The organism is Rhodopseudomonas boonkerdii (assembly GCF_021184025.1).
GTDB lineage: Bacteria > Pseudomonadota > Alphaproteobacteria > Rhizobiales > Xanthobacteraceae > Tardiphaga > Tardiphaga boonkerdii.
Window position 1 is genome coordinate 1,714,707 of sequence record NZ_CP036537.1, and the last position, 19,685, is coordinate 1,734,391.

Below are 19,685 nucleotides of genomic sequence, written 5' to 3' on the forward strand. Positions count from 1 at the left end.
GGTTTCTGCCTCGGATCGCGTCCGGAAGACAGGACTGAGCTCAGACGCTTCCGACCGTCTTCAGCCGGGCGCGGGGATGGATTTCCGCCTGCGACAAAACGGTCGTCTGCGAGCGGAAACGCTCGACCAGCGAGCGCACGAACGGCCGGATCGCGGCCGAGGTGACGAGCACCGGCGCTTCGCCTTCACGTGCGGCCTGTTCGAAACTGTTGCGCACCGCGACCATGAATTCCGACAGCTTTGACGGCTGCATCGCGAGGCTGCGTTCCTCGCCGTTGCCGATGATGGACTCCGCGAAAGCTTGCTCCCAATGCGCCGAGAGCGCGATGAGGGGAAGATAGCCGGCATAGGACGTATTCTGCGCGCAGATCTGGCGAGCGAGGCGGGCCCGGACATGTTCGACGATGGTCGATGGATTGCGCGAATAGGCAAGTGCGTCGGCGATGCCTTCGAGAATGGTCGAGAGGTCTCGCACCGAGATGCGCTCGGTGAGAAGGAGCTGAAGTACGCGCTGGATGCCGGAGACGGTGATGAGCGCGGGAACGATGTCCTTGACCAGCTCGCCCTGTTCCTTCGGCAGATCCTTGAGCAGCTTCTGCACCTCGCCATAGGAGAGCAGGTCCGACATGTTGCCCTTGAGCAGTTCAGTCAAGTGCGTCGACAGCACGGTGGCGGCATCGACAACCGTATAGCCCTTCAAGGAGGCTTCTTCCTTCAGCGCGGCATCGACCCAGGTGGCGGGCAGGCCGAAAGTCGGCTCTGTCGTGTGGATGCCGGGCACGGTGACCTGCTGGCCGCCGGGGTCCATGACCATGAACTGGTTCGGCCAGATGCGGCCGGTGCCGGCTTCGACTTCCTTGATCTTGATGACGTAGGTGTTTGCCTCGAGCTGGACATTGTCGAGGATGCGCACCGATGGCATCACAAAACCCATCTCGACGGCCAGCGACTTGCGCAATGCCTTGATCTGTTCGGTGAGACGATCGGTGCCGTCAGGTCCGTTGACCAGCGGCAGCAGCGCGTAACCGAGTTCGATCTTGAGGTCGTCGATCTTCAGCGATGCGGAAATCGGCTCTTCGGCAGCAGCAGCGCCCTGTGCGGCGCCGGCGGCAGTGGCCGGCCCGCCGGCGCTACCGGCTGCGGCTTGCTGAGCAGCTGCGGCCTTCTGCACCTTGTTGCGCTTGCTGGCGGTGTAGGCGAGCCAGCTGGCGCCACCGCCGAGGGCGATGAAGGGCAGCATCGGAATGCCCGGCAGCAATGCCAGCGTGAACATGACGCCGGCGGACATGCCGAGCGCCTGTGGATAGCCGGAGAACTGCCTCATCAGCGTCTTGTCAGCGGCGCCGGTGATGCCGGCCTTGGAGACGAGCAGGCCGGCTGCGGTCGAGACGATCAGGGCAGGGACCTGAGTGACGAGGCCGTCGCCAACGGTCAGCAGCGTGTAGGTGCGGCCGGCTTCGGAGAACGGCATGCCTTGTTGTGCAACGCCGATGATGATGCCGCCGACCACGTTGATGGCGGTGATGAGCAGGCCGGCGATGGCGTCGCCACGGACGAATTTCGAGGCACCGTCCATGGCGCCGAAGAAGCCGCTTTCGTCTTCCAGCTCCTTGCGGCGTGCCTTGGCGGTCGCTTCGTCGATCAGGCCGGCGGAGAGGTCGGCGTCGATCGCCATCTGCTTGCCAGGCATCGAGTCGAGTTGAAAGCGCGCGGCGACTTCGGCGATACGGCCTGAACCCTTGGTGATGACGATGAAGTTCACGATCAGCAGGATCGCGAACACGACCACACCGATGACGAAGTTGCCACCCATCACGAAATGGCCGAACGCCTCGATGACATGGCCGGCGGCGGCGGTGCCTTCATGGCCGTGCGAGAGGATCAGGCGGGTCGAGGCGAGGTTCAGCGACAGCCGCAGCATGGTCGAGATCAGCAGCACGGTCGGGAACGATGAGAATTCCAGCGGCGTCTGGGTGAACAGCGCCGTCATCAGGATCAGCACCGACATGGTGATGGAGATCGCGAGAAAGACGTCCAGCATGAATGCCGGCAACGGCATGATCAGCACGATCAGGATGACCAGGACGCCGAGCGCGAGCGCGATATCGCCGCGCATGATCGTGCTCTTGAGCTTTTCGAGATCGAAGCCGCCGCCGTTCGGGCTGCCGATGCCTTGACCCGCCACCAAATCCGTCATCGTCACCGCTTCCCCGCGCGCATGACGATCATGCGCGCCGAACGTAGGCCTGGCAGCCGGAGGGCCGCCGATCCGCAAGTGAGGCACCGCACTGGCATCCACGGGCATTCCCCCGATCGGCTGACGAGACGCGATATCACTCGGCAATTTTTGCCGTGTGTATGGTTAGCAAAGGGTTAATTTCACTTAACCGGAGGGAAGTTAGGGCAGCGTGACGCAGGGGTGCGGAGGCAGATCTGCTACCTCTCCCGCTTGCGGGAGAGGGCTGGAGCCGTGTGCCGCGGTGAAGCTCGAAGAGCGAAGCCGGGAGCGGGGCCTCGCGGACGTACGAGTTGGGAGACACCCTCTCCCTGACCCTCCCCCCGAGCGGGGGAGGGGACACCGCGGCCGTCGTGGGAAGAGGGGAAGAATGTTCTCCGCTCCCCCACTTCCGCATGCCTAATCCTTCAGCAGGTCGGCTTGACCCAGCAGGAACTCCCCTTCAGTTTGCCGGCGTGACGCCAGAAACTGCCATTCCGGAAACGCCTGCCTTCCAGCCCGACAGCCGTCAGGCATGGACCCGGCTTGCCTTGGCCCTCATCGTGGGCTCGCTTGGCTCGGTCGGCATGTGGTCGGTCGTGGTGATCCTGCCCGCCGTGCAGGCCGATTTCGCGGCCACCCGCGGCGCGGCGTCGTTGGCCTTCACCATGACCATGGCCGGCTTCGGCATCGGCGGCGTGATCGGCGGCAGGCTGACCGACCGCTTCGGCATCGTCGCCACCATCGCGCTGGCCACCGTCCTGATGGCGGTGGGCTATGTGCTGTCGGCGCGGACCACGGCGCTGTGGCAGTTCAATCTCTTGCATATCGCCATCGGCGCAGGTTCATCCGCCACCTTCGCGCCGCTGATGGCAGAGGCCTCGCACTGGTTCGAGCGCCGCCGCGGCATCGCCGTCACCGTCGCGGCCACCGGCAGCTATATCGGCGGCACGTTCTGGCCGCCGCTGGTGAGCTGGTTCATGCTCACTTACGGCTGGCGCAGCAGCCAGATCGGCATCGCCGCCGTCGCTCTCGTATTCACGCTGGTCACGCTCGCGATCCTGCGCGCGCAGATGGGCGCCAATGAGCGCCGCAACCATGTCAACGCGCCGCCGCCGAAAGTCGATCTGCGGCTCGGCGACAATACGTTGACCGCGCTGTTGTTCGTCGCCGGCATCGGCTGCTGCGTCGCCATGGCGATGCCGCAGGTGCACATCGTCGCCTATTGCGGCGATCTCGGTTACGGCGTCGCCCGCGGCGCCGAGATGCTGTCGCTGATGCTTGCACTCGGCATCGTCAGCCGCGTCGGCTCGGGCTTTCTCGCCGATCGCATCGGCGGTCTGCGCACGCTTCTGGTCGGCGCCATCGCGCAGGGCGTGGCGCTGACCTTCTATCTGTTCTTCGACGGCCTGACCTCGCTCTATGTGATCTCCGCGATGTTCGGCCTGTTCCAGGGCGGAATCGTGCCGGCTTACGCGATCATCATCCGCGAGGCGATGCCCGCCGCGCAGGCCGCGACGCGGGTCGGCATCGTCATTCTCGGCACGGTGCTCGGCATGTCGCTCGGCGGCTGGCTGTCCGGCGTGATCTTCGATGCCACCGGCTCTTACCGCGCCGCTTTCGTCAACGGTGCCGCCTGGAACGTCTTCAACGTCGCCATCGTGGGCTGGCTGCTGCTGCGCGCCCGCAAGCGGGCGATGATGACGCTCCGCGCGGCGGAATGAGCCTACAGCCAGGCTTCGTCGCTGGTGAATTCGATATTGAGCCAGTGGCTCGGCGGCACGGCCTCGAGTCTCTCTGCGATCTCGCGCCGGATGCCGTCGAAGAAATCCACCTCCCGCGGCCCGAGATCGTCCGGCGCGAGGAAGGTGATATCGACGAAACGCGCGCGCCCCATCTTGGCGACATAGCTCGAAAAATTCTCGAAGCCGTAACGCTTCTGGATGTCGCGCGCGATCTCGCGCACCTCTTCATCGAGATCCACCGGCGCGACCTGGATGATATCCTTCACCGACCGCCAGCACGCCCGCAGCGGGAGCGGCAGCAGCAGCAGGCTGAGTGTCGCGAGTACTGCGGGATCGAGATAGGGCACGAGATGATCGTAACTCGTCCCATGCATCCGCGCTGCGATCCAGAAGCTGATGCCAAGCGCCACGCTGACGAGGCCCGATGCGAACCAATTGCGTGCGTCCATCAGCAGCAATTCGGAATCCAGTCGCTTCGCGCGCCGCCCAATGACATAGGCCATGAGCAACGCAAGCAATCCCGCGACGATGCCATAGGCGGCGCCGGGCCCGAATGACACGGCACGTCCAACGCTGAACAAGTCGTTCAAGGCGCCGAGCAGCGCATAACCGCACGACAATGCCAGCACGACGCTGTTGAGCAGCACCAGCATCGGTTCGAACTGCCAGAAGCCGAACTGGAAGTAGCGAGTCGATCCTCGCGTCAGCAGTAGCGAGACGCCGACGGACAGGCCGGTCATCGCGGCGTCGATCACGGAGTACACGCCATCGAACACGATTGATGATGAATTGATGACAAGCCCCACCGAGATACCGACCGCAGCGTCGAGCGCGGTGACGATAATGGAATAAACGAGGGTCCTGCGCTCCTCGTGGCTGTCGGTGTCTTGCTGCAAGTTTGTCATGGTGGGGACGCAAGAAGGCCACAAGGATATATTGAAGAATCTGCCGAAACTAACGCATTTCGGCTATGGCGTCAGGTCCTGGACCGGCGGCATCGCGTGCGATCCATCGCGCGGCAGATCCTGCGGTTTGCGACTTTCCGTGCCGCTGCCGAACATGCATTGCATGGTCGGTTCGGCAATCGCCGTCATGGTGCCCTCGATCAGCGGCCATTTCTCAGCCGGCAGCCAGGCGCGGCTGAGCGTCGGCACGCCCCGCTCGGTGACACCGTAAAGCAGGGCGTCGAGAATTTCGGTGTCCTCGATCCGATTGAACATCGCGTTGCGCAGACAATCGCACACTGCTTCTGGACGCGCGTAGCGTGCCGCCATGAACGGCGCGCACAAGCGGATGAATTCGCCGCGTGGATCCGGCATCAGCGACAATTGCCGCGCGTCGGCCCGTGCCGGTCCGGGTAGTGTACAGGTCAGGACGCCGCACAGCAGCGCCTGAATCATCCAGATCGAACCGGAAATGTGCTTCGCAGTCACCAGAGACCAATCTGTGGGTGAAACCAGGTGAAGCTAACATGACCTGCACGGGCGCGCACCCGCAGCTGATCCGCGAGTCATCACATCACCCATGCGGGTGAAGCAAGTCTTGCACGACGGGCGTCTATTGCCGCGCCGCACGGTCATAGGACTCGACCGTTTTCCGCGCGGTCGCGCGCACCTCCGCGGTTGTCATTCCGGGGCGGTACAGGCTGCTGCCGATGCCGAAGGCCTGCACACCGGCGGCGACATAGTCGGAGAAGTTTTTGTCCGATACGCCACCGACGGCCCCGATCACCGTGTCGGGCGGCAGCACGGCGCGAATGGCGGCGATGCCGGAGGCGCCAAGCGTGGAGGCGGGGAAGAATTTCAGCGCGGAGGCACCGGAGCGCAGCGCGAGAAACGCCTCGGTCGGCGAGAACACGCCCGGCATGGTGACCATGCCCCGGCTCACGGCCATTGCCAGCACGTCTACGTCGACATTCGGGCTGACCATCAGGCGGCCGCCGGCATCGGAAACCCGTGCGCAGTCGGCTGCCGTCAGCACCGTTCCGGCGCCGATCAGGCTGTCCTTGCCGAAGCGTTTGCAGGCGCGTTCGATGGAGACGAACGGATCCGGCGAATTCAGCGGCACCTCGATCATCTCGAAGCCGCCGTCGATCAAGACGTCGACGATGCCCTCCACTTCATCGGGTTTCACACCGCGGAGGATGGCGACGAGCGGCCGTTTGACGGTGGGCCAATGGATCGGTTGTGTCATCAGAATTGCGTTCCCCAGAGATGGATGGCGGCCTTGACGAGGCCGCGTCGTGACGCCTGTTCGGCATCGATCAACGTGGCTTTGAAACCGATGTCGGCAAGCGCTGTTGCGTAGAGCTGGCCGAGCGTGCCGGCGCCGATCAGGCGCACCGGGTGCTCCCTGCCGTATTGCATCACTGCGTCGGCAAGTTCGGCGCCGATCAGCAGGCCGGACAGGTGCGCGGCGCCGTCGGTATGTTGTTCGAAGCCGAGCAATTGTCCGGCACGCAGACCGAACAGCGATGACGTCAGCCGCGTCGGCGCGCGGTACGCACGCTGCAGGCCGTCGCGGAAGGCGCTGCCCGTTGCGCCGAAGGGTGCGTCCGCCACGACCGCGTGTTTAAGAATGCTGTGCAGGGCGATGACCGAGAACAGTTCGCCAGTCATATACGTCGCGAACGACGTTACGCTGCCGGCATCGATCCGGATCCATTTGCTGTGGGTGCCGGGGATACAGACGAGGCCGGTGAAATCCGGTTCGGTGACACCAAGTAACTGGGTTTCCTCGCCGCGCATTACGTCTGGCGCCGCGGCATCGGCTTGGGCGATACCTGGCAGGATACGGATGTCGCCGGCTGTTTCGACGCGGCGCGCGCCGCTATGCAGCGCATCGAGCCTGGTCGGTGTGTGCAGATAGGGCGCTTCGATCCAGCCCTGCCGTGCGCCGGCCATGCCGCAAATCAGCACGGGCAATTCCCGAGCTGCGCCGAGCCTGGCGAGATGATCCGCCAGCACCGGGGCAAAGCCGGACGTCGCGCAATGGAGCATGCCTTCATGCCCGCGCGTTTCCGCGAGCGAGGTGCCGTCGACCGTCATCAGCCAGCCACGGAAGCTGCTGGTCCCCCAATCCACCGCGACGAAAGCGGGTCTGCCCGATGTCACGTTCCCACCCCGATCTGCCATGGCACGAATTCGTCCTGACCATAGCCGAACGCCTCGCTCTTGGAAGACTTCCCGGACGCGCGATTGATCATCATGCGGAAGATCTGCCCGCCCAGGCCGTCAATGGTTGCAGTGCCGTCGATAATGCAGGCGCAATGATTGAGGTTGTGGTGGGCCCGGCAGGACTCGAACCTGCAACCAGACCGTTATGAGCGGTCGGCTCTAACCATTGAGCTACAGGCCCGCCGGCGTCCCGTGGTCGGGAGTTGGGACGGCGGTGCCTGCTTTCCTTATATGGCTCGCCGCTGCCATTCAATGGCGGTGCGATATGCCACCAGACTTTGGCGATCCGGAGACGTTTTCGTTCGCTGTTTCGAGGCCGTCATTGGTATCGTGAGATCGTTGACGGGTGCTGCGGGCGCTGGTGGCGGCGAGGGTTTAACGTATGATGGACGCCATGAAAGCCATGACGCTTGCCCTTGTCCTGTTTCTCGGTGGCACCGCATTGGCGCAACAAGGAACCGCGCCGATGTCGCGCTCGGAAAATCCCGCCACCACCCTCAGCCTCGGCACCGCGACGCCGGGCGGCGGCTTTCCGCTCTATGGCGAGGCCTTTGCCGAGGTGATGAACGCGGCCGATCCGGGGCTGCAGTTGCGCACGCAAAACACCAAAGGCTCGACCGAGAACATTCCGCTGCTGGAAGAGGGCAGGCTCGATCTGGCGCTGGTGGCGGGCGAGCCGGCCTATGAGGCCTTCAAGGGCATCAAGCGGGTGCCAACCAGGCTGAAAATCCTGACGGCGTTGTATTCCAATCCCGGCATGTTCGTGGTGCGCGCCGATAGCCCTTACAAGACCATCCGCGATCTCGTCGGCAAGCCGGTGGCCTTCGGCGCGAAGGGCTCCGGCCTTGTCTTCCTGTCGCGCTATGTGCTGGACGGGCTTGGGCTCGATCAGGACAAGGATTTCCAGGCCGTCTATCTCGACCGCGCAGGCGACGGCCCGGCGATGGTGCTGGATGGCCGCGTGGCCGCGCTATGGGGCGCGGGCATCGGCTGGCCCGGTTTCAAGACGATGAGCGAGAGCCCTGGCGGCGCGCGCTTCATCGCACCGGATGCCGCTGAGATCGCACAGATCCGGGCCAAGCACAGTTTCCTCAAGCCGCTTCTGATCGGCGCGAACAGTTATCCGAACCAGCCGGCGCCCATCGCATCGGTGGGCTCGTGGAGTTACATCCTGACGCGCGAAGCGCTGCCGGATGATGTCGCCTATCGGCTCGCGAAAACACTGCACGGGGCGGAGGCTTCGCTCGGTGCGAAGCTCGCTCAGGCGAAGGAGACGACGGCGAGCAATACCGTCGCCGCTGCGCCCGAGCTGACGATGATCCATCCCGGCGTGCTGAAATATTTTCGCGAGATCGGGGCTGTGAAGTAGCTCTTACTTCTTGATCAACCCGCATGCCGGGTCCGGTGGGCCGAAGGCATCCTCGCCGGAGATTTTGGCGAGTATCTTGTAGTAGTCCCACGGATACTTCGACTCTTCCGGCGATTTCACCTGCACCAGCATCAGGTCGTGTACCATCAGCCCGTCCTCGCGCAGTTTGCCGTTGCGTGCGAAGAAGTCCTCGATCGGCTTCTCGCGCATCTTGGCAGCCACCTTCAGAGGATCGTCGGTGCCGGCCTCCTTGATGGCGTTGAGATAGACCATAGTGGAGGAATAGACGCCGGCCTGCCACATGGTAGGCATGCGCTTCGTCTTGTCGAAAAAGCGCTTCGACCATGCGCGCGTCTTGTCGTCCATGTCCCAATAGAACGACGTCGTCAGCAGTAGGCCCTGTGCGGTCTGCAGGCCGAGCGAGTCGATGTCGGTGATCAGCGCCAGCAACGCGGCCATCTGTTGTCCGCCCTTGAATACGCCGAATTCGCCGGCGGTCTTGATCTCGTTGATATTGTTCGGCGGGCCGCCGGCGATGCCGATGATCTTCGCCTTTGAGGCTTGCGCCTGCAGCACGAAGGAGGAGAGGTCGGACGCGCCGAAGGGCGGACGCACGGAGCCGATCACCTTGCCGCCGGTCTTCGTCACGACCGCTGCCGCATCGCGCTTCAGCGCATGCCCGAAGGCAAAATCGTCGGTGATGAAGAACCATGTGTCGCCGCCGCGCTTCACGACTTCCTGCGCGGTACCGACGGCAAGGGCGCGGGTATCGAACACCCATTGCATCGTGTAGGGCGAGCAGAACTTGCCGTGGAAATCAGCCGCGCCGGTGGAATGGGTGATGAAGAGACGCTTGCGGTCGTTGGCGACATTCTGCACGGCAAGGCCGACGGCGGAGACGGGCACATCGACGATGATGTCGACCTGATCGACATCGTACCAGCGCCGCGCCAGCGAGGCGCCGACATCGGGCTTGAGCTGATGGTCGCCGACGATCACGCTGATCGGCTTGCCGAGCACGCTGCCGCCAAAGTCCTCCACGGCCATTTGCGCAGCCGTGACGGATCCCTGACCGGAGGGCGTGGCCGCCGGACCGTTCATGTCGGTGAGCACGCCGATCTTGACGACGTCGTCGGAGATTTGCGCTGATGCGGTGGAGGTGAAAAGGGCAAAGGCGAGCGACGAGATCACGGACAGGCAGGTGCCGCGCATGAAAATCCTCCCGATTTAGCGCGGCACTTGCGACCGCGTATTGGAAGGAAGCTTAGGTCAGCCCTTGTCGTCTAGCAATGCGAGGCGTTCGGCCTCGATGAGGTCATCGGCCGTGTTGGCATTGAAGAAGGGATCGAGGGGGGCGGTCGGCCAGTCGACTTTGGCGAGCCTATAGCGCGCCATGAAACGGCTGACCTGGCGGAGTTGTTCATTCATCAGCGCATGTCGCAGATCATGGCGCAATGCAACGTCCCATAGTCCGACGACAGGGTGAGTTTGTCCGGCCGAGGCGGCCACCGCCAGCTCCGCATCTTCGTCGCTCCGTGCACGATGCAAACTTGCAGCGAGATCGCGCGGCAGGAACGGGCAATCGCCCGGCGCGCTGAGCATCCACCTGATGTCAGGCCGATGCTGCGCTGTCCAGTCGAGCCCTGCAAGAACGCCGGCAAGAGGGCCGGGAAAATCCGTAATGCTGTCAGCGACGACCGGAAGGCCGAATACCGCAAACCGGGTCGTATCGCCATTGGCGTTAAGCACGAGCGCGTCGCATTGCGGCGCGATACGATCGATGACGCGGGCCATCATGCTGCGGCCGGCGATGACGCGCATTGGCTTGTCGCCACCGCCCATACGGCGGGCGAGACCGCCGGCAAGCACAAGGCCAAGCGTGAACTCACGATCCTTCATCGTCATAAGCCTGCATATGACATTTGGCGTCGTCGGGATATATAACCCGCCGCATCACCCGGAACCTATGTGTGGCCGTAACCAAGCTCGATCTCACCGGACTGAAATGCCCGCTGCCTGCGTTGATGACGCGCAAGGCAATGAAGATGCTTGCGGTCGGTGAATATATCGAAGTGCGCTGCACGGACCCCATGGCAGTGATCGATATTCCAGTGCTGGTGCAGCAGATCGGCGACCGCATCGACTGCTCGGAGCGATCCGGCGATGTGATGATATTCGTCATTCAAAAAATGAATGCTGCGATAGCAAATGATGATTGAGTCCCTGGTATACCACTGAGATAATTGAGAAATTTCGTAGATTGATACTTTTTCCCTATCGACTCCGGCGCCGGTCTTTGGTCCTGTCCCCAACAGCTGACGCGCGAGAATCTGTCGTCTGCACGCAGCCGGGGAATGAATTGACGACGCGACTGTTTCGTTAACGCAGGGCAGCTCAGAAGGGCTGACTGCTGGGGAGAATTTTAATGACAACTGTTGGCAATGCCGGAAGTCTGTCTGGCGCAAGGCCAGGTTTGTTAGATCGCGAGCGCATTATCGCGACGGCAGGATTCAATCGCTGGCTGGTGCCGCCGGCGGCGCTTTGCATTCATCTTTGCATTGGCATGGCCTATGGCTTCAGCGTGTTCTGGCTGCCGCTGTCGCAGGCAATCCCCAATCCAGCATCGAAGGAAGTTTGCGACGGCATGTCGCTGATGACCGAATTGTTCACCACCAGTTGTAACTGGAAGGTCGCCAGCCTCGGCTGGATGTACACCCTCTTCTTCGTGTTGCTCGGTGTTTCCGCTGCCATCTGGGGCGGCTGGCTGGAGCGCGTCGGTCCGCGCAAGGCTGCCTTTGTCTCGGCGCTGTGCTGGTGTGGCGGTCTCGTGCTCGGCTCCATCGGCATCTATACGCATCAACTGTGGCTGCTGTGGATCGGCTCGGGCGTGATCGGCGGTGTCGGTCTTGGTCTCGGCTACATCTCGCCGGTGTCCACCCTGGTGAAGTGGTTCCCGGATCGCCGCGGCATGGCGACGGGCATGGCCATCATGGGCTTCGGCGGCGGCGCGATGATCGGTTCGCCGCTTGCCAACATGCTCATGAACTATTTCAAGACGCCCACCGATGTCGGTGTATGGCAGACGTTCCTGGCCATGGGCGTGATCTATTTCGTGTTCATGACCATCGGTGCATTCTCCTATCGCATCACACCCCCGAACTGGAAGCCGGATGGCTGGACGCCGCCCGCCACAACCAACAAGATGATCACCACCGGTCACGTGCATCTCGACAATGCGCACAAGACCAAGCAGTTCTGGCTGATCTGGGGCGTGCTGTGCCTCAACGTGTCGGCAGGCATCGGCGTCATCGGCATGGCGTCGCCGATGTTGCAGGAGATCTTCGCCGGCAAGCTGATCGGGCTGCCCGATGTGTCGTTCAGCCAGCTCACCGCTGCGCAGAAGACGTCGATTGCCGGCATTGCCGCCGGTTTCGCGGGCCTGATCTCGCTGTTCAACATCGCCGGGCGCTTTTTCTGGGCGTCGCTGTCGGACAAGATGGGCCGCAAAAACACCTATTACACGTTCTTCATTCTCGGCATCGTGCTCTACGCTCTGGTGCCGACGCTGGCGGCGACGGGCAACAAGGTGTTGTTCGTGTTCGCCATCGGCATCATCCTGTCCATGTATGGCGGCGGTTTCGCCACCATCCCGGCCTATCTCGCCGATATCTTCGGCACCCAGTTCGTCGGTGCCATCCATGGCCGTCTGCTGACGGCCTGGGCGACAGCCGGCATCATCGGCCCGGTGGTCGTGAACTACATCCGTGAATTCCAGATCGCCGCCGGCGTGCCGCGGGCGCAGGTCTATGACTTCACGATGTACATCCTCGCCGGCATGCTGGTGGTTGGCCTGATCTGCAACATGCTGGTGAAGCCTCTGGCGCAGCACTGGTTCATGAAGCCGGAAGAGGTCGCGGCCTTGCAGGCCAAGGGCGCGGAGGCCGCTTCGATCGGTGGCGGTTCCTACGGCATCGGCAAAGGGGGGCTCGATGCGTCCGCTGCGGCCTTCTGGCTGTTCGTCGGAGTCCCGCTGATATGGGGCGTCTGGCTCACGCTGCAAAGCGCCATCAAGATCTTCCAGTAAGATCATCAGGGACCGGCGGCGAAAGCTTCCGGTCCCTTTCTCTTTTCGGCATCGCGGTTCTCGCGATAACGAACATTCGGAGAAAAGGTCAAAGGAATCTCCAGAGCTGGTCCACCATTGAAAACTGCAAGGGCAAGAGCTGAGCCATGTACGCGGAGCTGCGGTTCTTTATGCCGTGCTTATGATGCGGCAGGGCGATCCCTCTCGCATTCCTATGGCTTTGTTCGCATCTTTGAAGTGTCCTGGTGTGTCTGGCCGGGGCACCTCATCAAGGCGGACAGCAACATGATAATGTTCCACAATCGCGAGACGCAGGCGCACGATCTCTCGGCCGATGGCGCCTATCGGGCCTATCTGATCAGCCGGAGCCAGACGCCGATCGCCCATCATTCCAATGGCGTGCGGTGGAAGCGCTTCTGCGTGGCCATACGCCGGGTGCGGAACGACATCAGGAGCTGCTTCGCGTCGATCCGCATGGCCCTCGTAGCCGACAAGATGCAGCGGGCACGGCATGAGCTGGCGCGCGTCGGCATGCGTCATGTGGAGACGCCGGCACAGCAGGATCGGAGACGCGTTTCATGATGGCGCGCGTGCTGGCATTGCTGGTGCAGATCTGGCGGATTGTGATCGGACCGGCGGTTTATCACCCGGCTGCTCATTATATGCGCGGCCCCGGCCCGAAAAGCCGTGAGAAGATGGAAAAGACGTGTCCGCCGGTTTAGCGCAAGCTTCCTCCGACCGAGTCCTTCAAATCGCTCGGGACCTCACCTCGTCCGGCGAGGCCCAAATCGCTGCCAGGGCTGTCTCAACGCGGCGTTGCCAGGTCTCATCGAGCGGAGTGCGTGGCAGCCTCACATCGGCGTTTCCCAGGCCGCGTAAGCTCATCGCATATTTGATCACGGACGATACCTGCGCTGACGACAATATGTCGGCGAGCGGCATCAGCATGTCCGAGATCGTGGTCGCGTAGCGCGGGTATCCCTTGCGGGCGGCGTCGTACATGCCGCGGCAGAGCTTCGGCGCAACATTCACAAGCGCTGAAATCACCCCATCGCCGCCGGCGAGCAGATAGGACAATGCCGTCGCGTCGTGTCCCGCGAGAAATCGGAATTCTGACGGCAGCAGTGATCGCAGGCGGGAAAGCCGCAATGCATTATCAGTATCATCGCGCAGGCCGATCACCCGTGGCGAGGCCGCAAGATCGATAATGACATCGTCTGTCAGGTCGCGCGCACAGCGTGAAGGTGCGTCATGCAGGATGATCGGCAGCGTTGTCGCGCCGAGAATGGCGTGAAAATGCGCGGCAATGCCGTCGGCTGTCGGTCTGTTGTAGTAGGGCACGACGGAGATCGCGGCGGCGGCGCCCGTGGATTGTGCCATGCGCGTCCATTCGATCGCTTGGGCCGTGCAATTCGATCCGGCGCCGACGATGACGCGCAGGCGGTTGCGTGCAACGCCGACCGCCGTGCGGATCAGCGTCGTTCGTTCGACATCGGAGAGAGTATCGCCTTCTCCGGCGGTCGCGCCGATCACGATCGCGCTGGCTCCGGCGCAAACCTGACGTTCGCAGAGACGCGCGAAAGTGAGGAGATCGATCCTGCCATCGGAATGGAATGGCGTCGGCAGATCCGCGATCATGCCGTGCAGCCAGCCGTTACTGTGAAAGACTGCATGAACCGGGACGGAGAGTGCAGACATGATGCGCGATCAGGCCGCGTGTCGTTGCGGCGGTTTGGCCGGCTGCGCGGATATGAAAGATGGTGCGCTCATATTGAGCTCGACAAGGTCAGCAGTTTCCACAATGGCCTTGGCGTCGTTCCCGGTCTCAAACATCGCATAGCGCAAAGCATGGATACGATTCTTGAACAGGCCTCCAAACAGGCCGCGTTGTTCTTGTGCGACCCACTGGCCGCGGCTGTTCTGGCCAATCACAACAAGGAAGAATTCAGGCAAGGGAGGTTCAAAACGGCCCACGGTAGTCTCCTGCAACGTTACGCTCGCAAGCGTGTGAGTCCAACATGAACGGCAGGGCGTTTGAAAACGAGACAGGAGAAAGAACTGCATTATAAACGTAGCATAAAAGCCGGATTGCTGCAGGCGTGACGCGCTGGGCCGGAACCATCGTTTGGAATCACGGTTAAAATCTCTGGCAATGTAAGGGAGCTTGTAATGGCGAAATATTCCAGGAAAGCTGCGAAGAAAGTCGCGCGCGCCGTGAAGAAAGCCAAAGCTGGTACGCTCAAAAGTGGACGTTCCGGGAAGAAGGTCACGAGCCGAAAACAGGCGATCGCTATCGGCCTGTCAGAAGCGCGCGGCGAAGGCAAGAAGGTGCCAAAGGCACCCAAGAAAACAGTGAAGAAAGCTGCGGCCGGAAAAAAGACTGCGAAGAAAACGAAGAACGTTAGAAAAACAAAGAAGAAGTCATGATCGTGAGGGAAGGAAAACGGCGTTGAGAACGTCACTTCGTTTGCAGCGATGCCCTCAACAAGTGATCCTTGCACTCGTCCGTCTTGCCCAACGCCATTTTCTCGCTGGCAACGCTGATCTCATCCGATGCCGTTTGTTTCGGCCTGCCGTCCGGCATCTTCGATATGGCCTCAGCCACGAAGGCAATGTTGGATGCATTGCATTCGCGGGCTTGCAGCTGCTGCGCTTGTATGGCGGATGCATACGGGAGTGCGGCTATCGCAATCACCGGACCCAGTGCTTTCATCATGATCAGCTGGCCTTGCGATGACGCGCTGCAGAATGCCTGACCTTCTTGCCGGGCCGCTTGCGCGCCGTTGGCCGGCGCGCGGCGACGGCGCGCTTGGTCGGTGTTTTGCCGCCTTTGAGGCTGGCCTTCAGTGCGTCCATCAGATTGATCACGTTATCAGGCTTCTCTTCCTTCGCCACGGCCTTCACCGGTTTGCCGGCTGCCTTGCGTTTCACCAGTGTCTTTAGTGCCGCTTCGTATTCGTCCTTGAATTTGCCGGGATCGAAATGCGATGCCTTGCTGTCGAGGATATGTGTCGCGAGCTCGATCATGTCCTTGGCGATCTTCGGACTCTTGATGTCGTCGAAATAGTCGGTCTCGTCACGCACCTCGTAAGGATAACGCAACGTGGTGCCGAGCAGGCCCTTGCCGAGCGGCTCGAGGGCGATCACATGCTCGCGATTGGTCAGCACGATGCGCGCCAGGGCCACGCGATCCTGATCCTTCATCGCATCGCGAATCACCGCAAAGGCATCGGCCCCGGCCTTGCCGTCCGGCGCGATGTAGTAGGGATGGTTCAGGTAGCGGCGGTCGATCTCGTCGCGCGGGACAAAGCTGTCGATGTCGATGGTGTGATTGCTTTCGATCTGTACGGCTTCGAGTTCTTCCTTCTCGATCTCGATATACTCGCCTTTGCTGATCTCGTAGCCGCGCGCTTTCTGATCCTTCTCGACCACGTCGCCGGTCTCGGAGTCGATCATCTGCTGTTTCAGACGATTGCCGGTTTCGCGATTGATCATATGGAATCGGGTTTTCTCCACGGTGGTGGAGGCCGGATAGAGTACGACCGGGCAGGTCACCAGCGACAGTTTGAGAGAGCCTTTCCAATAGGCGCGGGGCGGAGCCATGCGTCCTCCAACTCGGTACAATTGCTTGCAACGCCGATCGTTTGCGCGTGTGGAACTTCAACGGAAGCTCTCCGTTTTGGTTCCATCCTACCCGGTGGCCTTTGGAGTATGCATCGTGGCCGATCGCCAACTATCGATTTACCGCAAGAAGCGCGATTTTGCGCAGACCCGGGAGCCGTCCGGCAAGATCGTGGTCACGCCGGCGAAGCGACCGCGCTTCGTGATCCAGAAACACGATGCCACGCGGCTGCACTATGACCTGCGGCTGGAGATGGATGGCGTGTTCAAGTCCTGGGCGGTGACGCGCGGGCCCTCCCTCGATCCTGCCGACAAACGGCTGGCGGTGGAGGTCGAGGACCATCCGCTCGATTACGGTGATTTCGAAGGGACGATCCCGAAGGGACAGTATGGCGGCGGCACGGTGCAGCTCTGGGACCGTGGCTATTACGACGCGGAAGATGCGGCCAAGGGTCTTAAGAAGGGCGATCTGAAGTTCACGCTGGACGGCGAGAAGCTGCATGGCGGCTTCGTGCTGGTCCGGATGAGGCGCGACCGCAATGGCGGCAAACGCGCCAACTGGCTGCTGATCAAGCATCGGGACGACTATGCCGTGGATGGCGACGGAGAGGCGATCCTGGACGGGGACGCGTCGGTCGCTTCGGGGCGCAGCATGGAAGATATTGCCGAAGGCAAAGGACGTGCGCCAAAACCGTTCATGATTGGCAAGCGCGCGAAGATCAGAAAAGATGCCGTCTGGGATTCCAGCGAGGGCGAGGCGGCAGAAGCGCGCACCCGGAAGGGAGGCCGAACCAAAGCAGGTGTGGCGAGGAAGGCGAAGAAGGCGGTGACGATACCGGGCTTCGTCGCTCCGGAACTGTGCATTTCGGTGGACCGCCCGCCCGCGGCCGCGGGCTGGGTGCATGAGATCAAGTTCGACGGTTACCGCATGCAGCTTCGCGTCGAAACCGGCGAAGCGACACTGAAGACACGGAAGGGACTCGACTGGACCGACAGTTTTCCGGTTATTGCGGAGGAAGCCGGCAATTTGCCGGATTGCATGATCGATGGTGAGATCGTGGGACTCGACAGCGGCGGTGCACCGGATTTCGCTGCATTACAGGCGGCCCTGTCCGATGGTGAAACCGATACGCTGATCTTTTTCGCATTCGACCTGTTGTTCGCCGATGGCGAAGACCTGCGCAGACTGCCGCTGTCGGAACGGAAATCGCGCTTGAAGACATTGTTGTCGCAAGCGCGCGGTCGCCGGAAGGAAGGCTTGATTCGTTATGTCGATCATTTCGAATCCGGCGGCGATGCGATCCTGCAATCGGCCTGCAAGCTGTCGCTGGAAGGTATCGTGTCGAAGAAGCTCGCCGCTCGCTATACGTCCGGCCGCTCGTCGAACTGGACCAAAGCCAAGTGTCGTGCAGGACATGAGGTGGTCATCGGGGGCTGGAAGACCACCAAGGGCAAGTTCCGTTCACTGCTTGCCGGGGTCAACAAAGGCGATCATCTCGCTTATGTCGGCATTGTCGGCACAGGTTATGGTGCCGACAAGGTCAAACGTATCATGCCGGCATTGAAGAAGGCTGCCGCGGAACGGTCGCCGTTTGGTGGCGAGAATGCGCCGGCGGGCGGGCGTGATGTGCATTGGCTCAAGCCGGAACTCGTGGCCGAGATCGAATTCGCCGGCTTCACCGACTCCGGTATGGTGCGCCAGGCATCGTTCAAAGGATTGCGTCAGGACAAGCCGGCGGAGGAAGTCGAGGCCGAGAAGCCGAAGAAAACAGCGCTCGCTGAGCCCAAGCCGAGGCGTGGCAGAACCAGGAAGGCAGCCAAAAAAACAGTGTCGAGATCGGTCGCGGGAAAATCCGCGGAGGTGATGGGCGTCACGCTCTCGCATGCCGACAAGGCGCTTTGGCCGGACATCGATGACGGGGGAGCCGTCACGAAGCGGGATCTCGCCGAATATTTCGAGGCGGTGGGCGGCTGGATGATGCCCCATCTGAAGGGGCGGCCATGCTCCGTGGTGCGCGCGCCCGACGGGATCGACGGTCAACAATTCTTTCAACGCCATGCCATGGCCGGCACATCGAGTTTGCTGGAGCTCGTGAAGGTGTCGGGCGATCGCAAGCCGTATCTGCAGATAGACCGTATCGAGGGGCTTGCGGCGGTCGCGCAGATGGGCGGGCTCGAGCTTCATCCATGGAACTGCGCGCCAGGCGAGCCCGATGTGCCCGGCCGTTTGGTCTTCGATCTCGATCCTTCGCCGGAGGTGACGTTTACCGACGTGATCGCTGCAGCTCGAGAGCTGAACGAGCGACTATCCGCACTGGGCATGGAAAGCTTTTGCAAGACCACCGGCGGCAAAGGTCTGCATGTGGTCGTACCGTTGAAGTATGGTGTGCGAGATCGCGTCGACTGGAAGATCGCAAAGACATTTGCTCAGACCATCTGCCAGCAGATGGCGGGAGATGACCCCGAGCGCTATCTCGTCAACATGTCGAAAGCGAAGCGGAAGGGGAGGATCTTTCTCGATTATCTGCGCAACGATCGCATGTCGACAGCGGTATCGGTGCTGTCACCACGGGCGAGGAAGGGCGCCACGGTGTCGATGCCGGTGACGTGGGCGCAGGTGCGCGGCAATCTCGATCCGAGAAAATACACGCTGCGCAGCGTGCCGGGGCTGCTAAAAAGGAGCAAGGCCTGGATGGATTACGAGAAAGCCGCGTCGTCGATCAAGGCAGCGATCGGGAAGATGAAGTAGTCGCGCCCGGACTATGCTGCTTTCATCCGGGTTACAAAGGCGCGGTTCAGAGATGACCGCGCCTTCGAACGCGATTTCCGTCGTTTACAGCCGACCAAGCAACAAAAGGATCAGCAGAATCACGATCACCAGGCCGAGGCCGCCGCCGCCATAATAGCCGGTGCCGTAGAACGGGCCACCGCCGATGCCGCTGAATCCGCCAAGCAGTGCGATAATTAGAATGATCAGAATGATGGTACCGATAGACATGTTGTTCTCCTCAGCCGTCGCATATGTCAGCTATCACCTGCGATAAAACGTCCGGACAACGGCAAGGTTCCCGTGGTGAAACCGCATACGGAGCTGTCGCTTCACCGTCGATGTCACTATCTAACCGATGCGAGGATTTGTGCGATGTCTGCACCGCTCACTGTATCCATTCCCCATTCGCTCGGCCGCGAGGAGGCGGTGCGCCGGCTCAAGGGCGGTCTCGCACGCGCCGCCGCCGGCGTCCCGATCGTGAAAGTGGAGGATGAGCGCTGGGATGGAGATCGGCTGGATCTTCGCGTGCGCGCGTTAGGGCAAGTGGCATCCGGACATGTCGATGTGCTCGACGATCGGGTCAATGTCGAAGTGACACTGCCGTGGCTTTTGCAGCGCTTTGCTGAAGCCGCGCAGGCTGTGATCAGGTCACGTGGAAAATTGTTGCTCGAGAAGAAGTAATGCGGAGGTGGGAACTGAGGAATC

At 61.8% G+C, this 19,685-nt stretch carries 22 protein-coding genes and 1 tRNA gene; 9 read left to right on the forward strand and 14 right to left on the reverse strand.

Annotation, left to right across the window (positions count from 1 at the left end):
• Positions 1 to 40: 40 nt before the first annotated feature.
• The gene (flhA, locus tag E0H22_RS08025) at positions 41 to 2,197 is read right to left on the reverse strand and encodes a flagellar biosynthesis protein FlhA (RefSeq protein ID WP_233025129.1); all 2,157 of its coding nucleotides are present in this window, start codon (positions 2,195 to 2,197) and stop codon (positions 41 to 43) included.
• A gap of 494 nt (positions 2,198 to 2,691) precedes the next feature.
• Between flhA and E0H22_RS08030 the strand changes: the two genes are divergently transcribed.
• Positions 2,692 to 3,939, forward strand: a complete 1,248-nt coding sequence (locus tag E0H22_RS08030; protein ID WP_233025130.1) for an MFS transporter — start codon at positions 2,692 to 2,694, stop codon at positions 3,937 to 3,939.
• Positions 3,940 to 3,941: 2 nt separating this feature from the next.
• Here E0H22_RS08030 and E0H22_RS08035 read toward each other — a convergent pair whose 3' ends face one another.
• The 6 genes from E0H22_RS08035 to E0H22_RS08060 form a co-directional block, all read right to left on the reverse strand.
• Entirely contained in the window at positions 3,942 to 4,865 is a 924-nt protein-coding gene (locus E0H22_RS08035; protein WP_233025131.1) for a cation diffusion facilitator family transporter, read from the reverse strand.
• A gap of 63 nt (positions 4,866 to 4,928) precedes the next feature.
• Entirely contained in the window at positions 4,929 to 5,360 is a 432-nt protein-coding gene (locus E0H22_RS08040) for a hypothetical protein (RefSeq protein WP_233025133.1), read from the reverse strand.
• 157 nt (positions 5,361 to 5,517) lie between these two features.
• Positions 5,518 to 6,153 (reverse strand): 2-dehydro-3-deoxy-6-phosphogalactonate aldolase, encoded by a 636-nt coding sequence (locus E0H22_RS08045; protein ID WP_233025134.1) that lies wholly within the window; start codon positions 6,151 to 6,153, stop codon positions 5,518 to 5,520.
• Positions 6,153 to 7,094, reverse strand: a complete 942-nt coding sequence (locus tag E0H22_RS08050) for a 2-dehydro-3-deoxygalactonokinase (RefSeq protein WP_233025136.1) — start codon at positions 7,092 to 7,094, stop codon at positions 6,153 to 6,155. The genes E0H22_RS08045 and E0H22_RS08050 overlap by 1 nt, the downstream gene beginning before the upstream one ends.
• A complete protein-coding gene (locus E0H22_RS08055) occupies positions 7,070 to 7,168 on the reverse strand; it encodes a hypothetical protein (RefSeq protein ID WP_233025137.1) in 99 nt (32 codons plus the stop codon). Before E0H22_RS08055 ends, E0H22_RS08050 begins: the two co-directional genes overlap by 25 nt.
• 73 nt (positions 7,169 to 7,241) lie before the next feature.
• Positions 7,242 to 7,317 (reverse strand) — tRNA-Ile (locus tag E0H22_RS08060).
• Positions 7,318 to 7,539: 222 nt separating this feature from the next.
• On the opposite strand from E0H22_RS08060, the gene E0H22_RS08065 reads away from it, so the two are divergent.
• Positions 7,540 to 8,505 carry a TAXI family TRAP transporter solute-binding subunit gene (locus E0H22_RS08065; RefSeq protein WP_430715266.1) on the forward strand — a complete coding sequence of 322 codons (966 nt, stop codon included), beginning with the start codon at positions 7,540 to 7,542 and terminating at the stop codon, positions 8,503 to 8,505.
• Between the two features lie 3 nt (positions 8,506 to 8,508).
• Here E0H22_RS08065 and E0H22_RS08070 read toward each other — a convergent pair whose 3' ends face one another.
• Positions 8,509 to 9,717, reverse strand: coding sequence for an ABC transporter substrate-binding protein (locus E0H22_RS08070; protein ID WP_233025140.1), 1,209 nt, complete (start codon positions 9,715 to 9,717; stop codon positions 8,509 to 8,511).
• Positions 9,718 to 9,774: 57 nt separating this feature from the next.
• Positions 9,775 to 10,410: a molybdenum cofactor guanylyltransferase MobA gene (mobA, locus tag E0H22_RS08075; RefSeq protein WP_233025141.1), complete on the reverse strand. Its 636-nt coding sequence runs from the start codon at positions 10,408 to 10,410 to the stop codon at positions 9,775 to 9,777.
• A 65-nt stretch (positions 10,411 to 10,475) separates the two neighbouring features.
• Here mobA and E0H22_RS08080 point away from each other — a divergent pair, with 65 nt between their 5' ends.
• The 4 genes from E0H22_RS08080 to E0H22_RS08095 all read left to right on the forward strand — a co-directional run bounded on the left by E0H22_RS08080 (position 10,476) and on the right by E0H22_RS08095 (position 13,311).
• Positions 10,476 to 10,724 carry a sulfurtransferase TusA family protein gene (locus tag E0H22_RS08080; protein WP_233025142.1) on the forward strand — a complete coding sequence of 83 codons (249 nt, stop codon included), beginning with the start codon at positions 10,476 to 10,478 and terminating at the stop codon, positions 10,722 to 10,724.
• Positions 10,725 to 10,930: 206 nt separating this feature from the next.
• The gene (locus E0H22_RS08085; protein ID WP_233025143.1) at positions 10,931 to 12,589 is read left to right on the forward strand and encodes an OFA family MFS transporter; all 1,659 of its coding nucleotides are present in this window, start codon (positions 10,931 to 10,933) and stop codon (positions 12,587 to 12,589) included.
• A gap of 285 nt (positions 12,590 to 12,874) precedes the next feature.
• Positions 12,875 to 13,171, forward strand: coding sequence for a hypothetical protein (locus E0H22_RS08090; protein WP_233025144.1), 297 nt, complete (start codon positions 12,875 to 12,877; stop codon positions 13,169 to 13,171).
• Complete coding sequence (locus E0H22_RS08095; protein WP_233025145.1) at positions 13,168 to 13,311, forward strand: hypothetical protein; 144 nt, start codon at positions 13,168 to 13,170, stop codon at positions 13,309 to 13,311. The genes E0H22_RS08090 and E0H22_RS08095 overlap by 4 nt, the downstream gene beginning before the upstream one ends.
• Positions 13,312 to 13,336: 25 nt before the next feature.
• Here the strand turns inward: E0H22_RS08095 and dapA are convergent, their stop codons facing one another.
• A complete protein-coding gene (gene dapA / locus E0H22_RS08100; RefSeq protein WP_233025146.1) occupies positions 13,337 to 14,287 on the reverse strand; it encodes a 4-hydroxy-tetrahydrodipicolinate synthase in 951 nt (316 codons plus the stop codon).
• Between the two features lie 9 nt (positions 14,288 to 14,296).
• Positions 14,297 to 14,563, reverse strand: coding sequence for a hypothetical protein (locus E0H22_RS08105; RefSeq protein ID WP_233025148.1), 267 nt, complete (start codon positions 14,561 to 14,563; stop codon positions 14,297 to 14,299).
• Positions 14,564 to 14,758: 195 nt separating this feature from the next.
• Between E0H22_RS08105 and E0H22_RS08110 the strand changes: the two genes are divergently transcribed.
• Positions 14,759 to 15,016: a DUF6496 domain-containing protein gene (locus E0H22_RS08110; protein ID WP_233025149.1), complete on the forward strand. Its 258-nt coding sequence runs from the start codon at positions 14,759 to 14,761 to the stop codon at positions 15,014 to 15,016.
• Positions 15,017 to 15,047: 31 nt separating this feature from the next.
• Here E0H22_RS08110 and E0H22_RS08115 read toward each other — a convergent pair whose 3' ends face one another.
• Together E0H22_RS08115 and ku are read right to left on the reverse strand one after the other, a co-directional pair.
• On the reverse strand, positions 15,048 to 15,305 hold the full coding sequence (locus E0H22_RS08115; protein ID WP_233025151.1) for a hypothetical protein: 258 nt from the start codon (positions 15,303 to 15,305) through the stop codon (positions 15,048 to 15,050).
• A gap of 2 nt (positions 15,306 to 15,307) precedes the next feature.
• Positions 15,308 to 16,192 (reverse strand): non-homologous end joining protein Ku, encoded by an 885-nt coding sequence (gene ku / locus E0H22_RS08120; RefSeq protein ID WP_233025153.1) that lies wholly within the window; start codon positions 16,190 to 16,192, stop codon positions 15,308 to 15,310.
• A gap of 115 nt (positions 16,193 to 16,307) precedes the next feature.
• On the opposite strand from ku, the gene ligD reads away from it, so the two are divergent.
• Positions 16,308 to 18,959 (forward strand): DNA ligase D, encoded by a 2,652-nt coding sequence (gene ligD / locus E0H22_RS08125; RefSeq protein WP_233025155.1) that lies wholly within the window; start codon positions 16,308 to 16,310, stop codon positions 18,957 to 18,959.
• A gap of 84 nt (positions 18,960 to 19,043) precedes the next feature.
• Here the strand turns inward: ligD and E0H22_RS08130 are convergent, their stop codons facing one another.
• On the reverse strand, positions 19,044 to 19,208 hold the full coding sequence (locus E0H22_RS08130) for a DUF3309 family protein (protein WP_212392490.1): 165 nt from the start codon (positions 19,206 to 19,208) through the stop codon (positions 19,044 to 19,046).
• Positions 19,209 to 19,352: 144 nt separating this feature from the next.
• On the opposite strand from E0H22_RS08130, the gene E0H22_RS08135 reads away from it, so the two are divergent.
• Positions 19,353 to 19,661: a polyhydroxyalkanoic acid system family protein gene (locus E0H22_RS08135; protein ID WP_233025156.1), complete on the forward strand. Its 309-nt coding sequence runs from the start codon at positions 19,353 to 19,355 to the stop codon at positions 19,659 to 19,661.
• Positions 19,662 to 19,685: the final 24 nt, after the last annotated feature.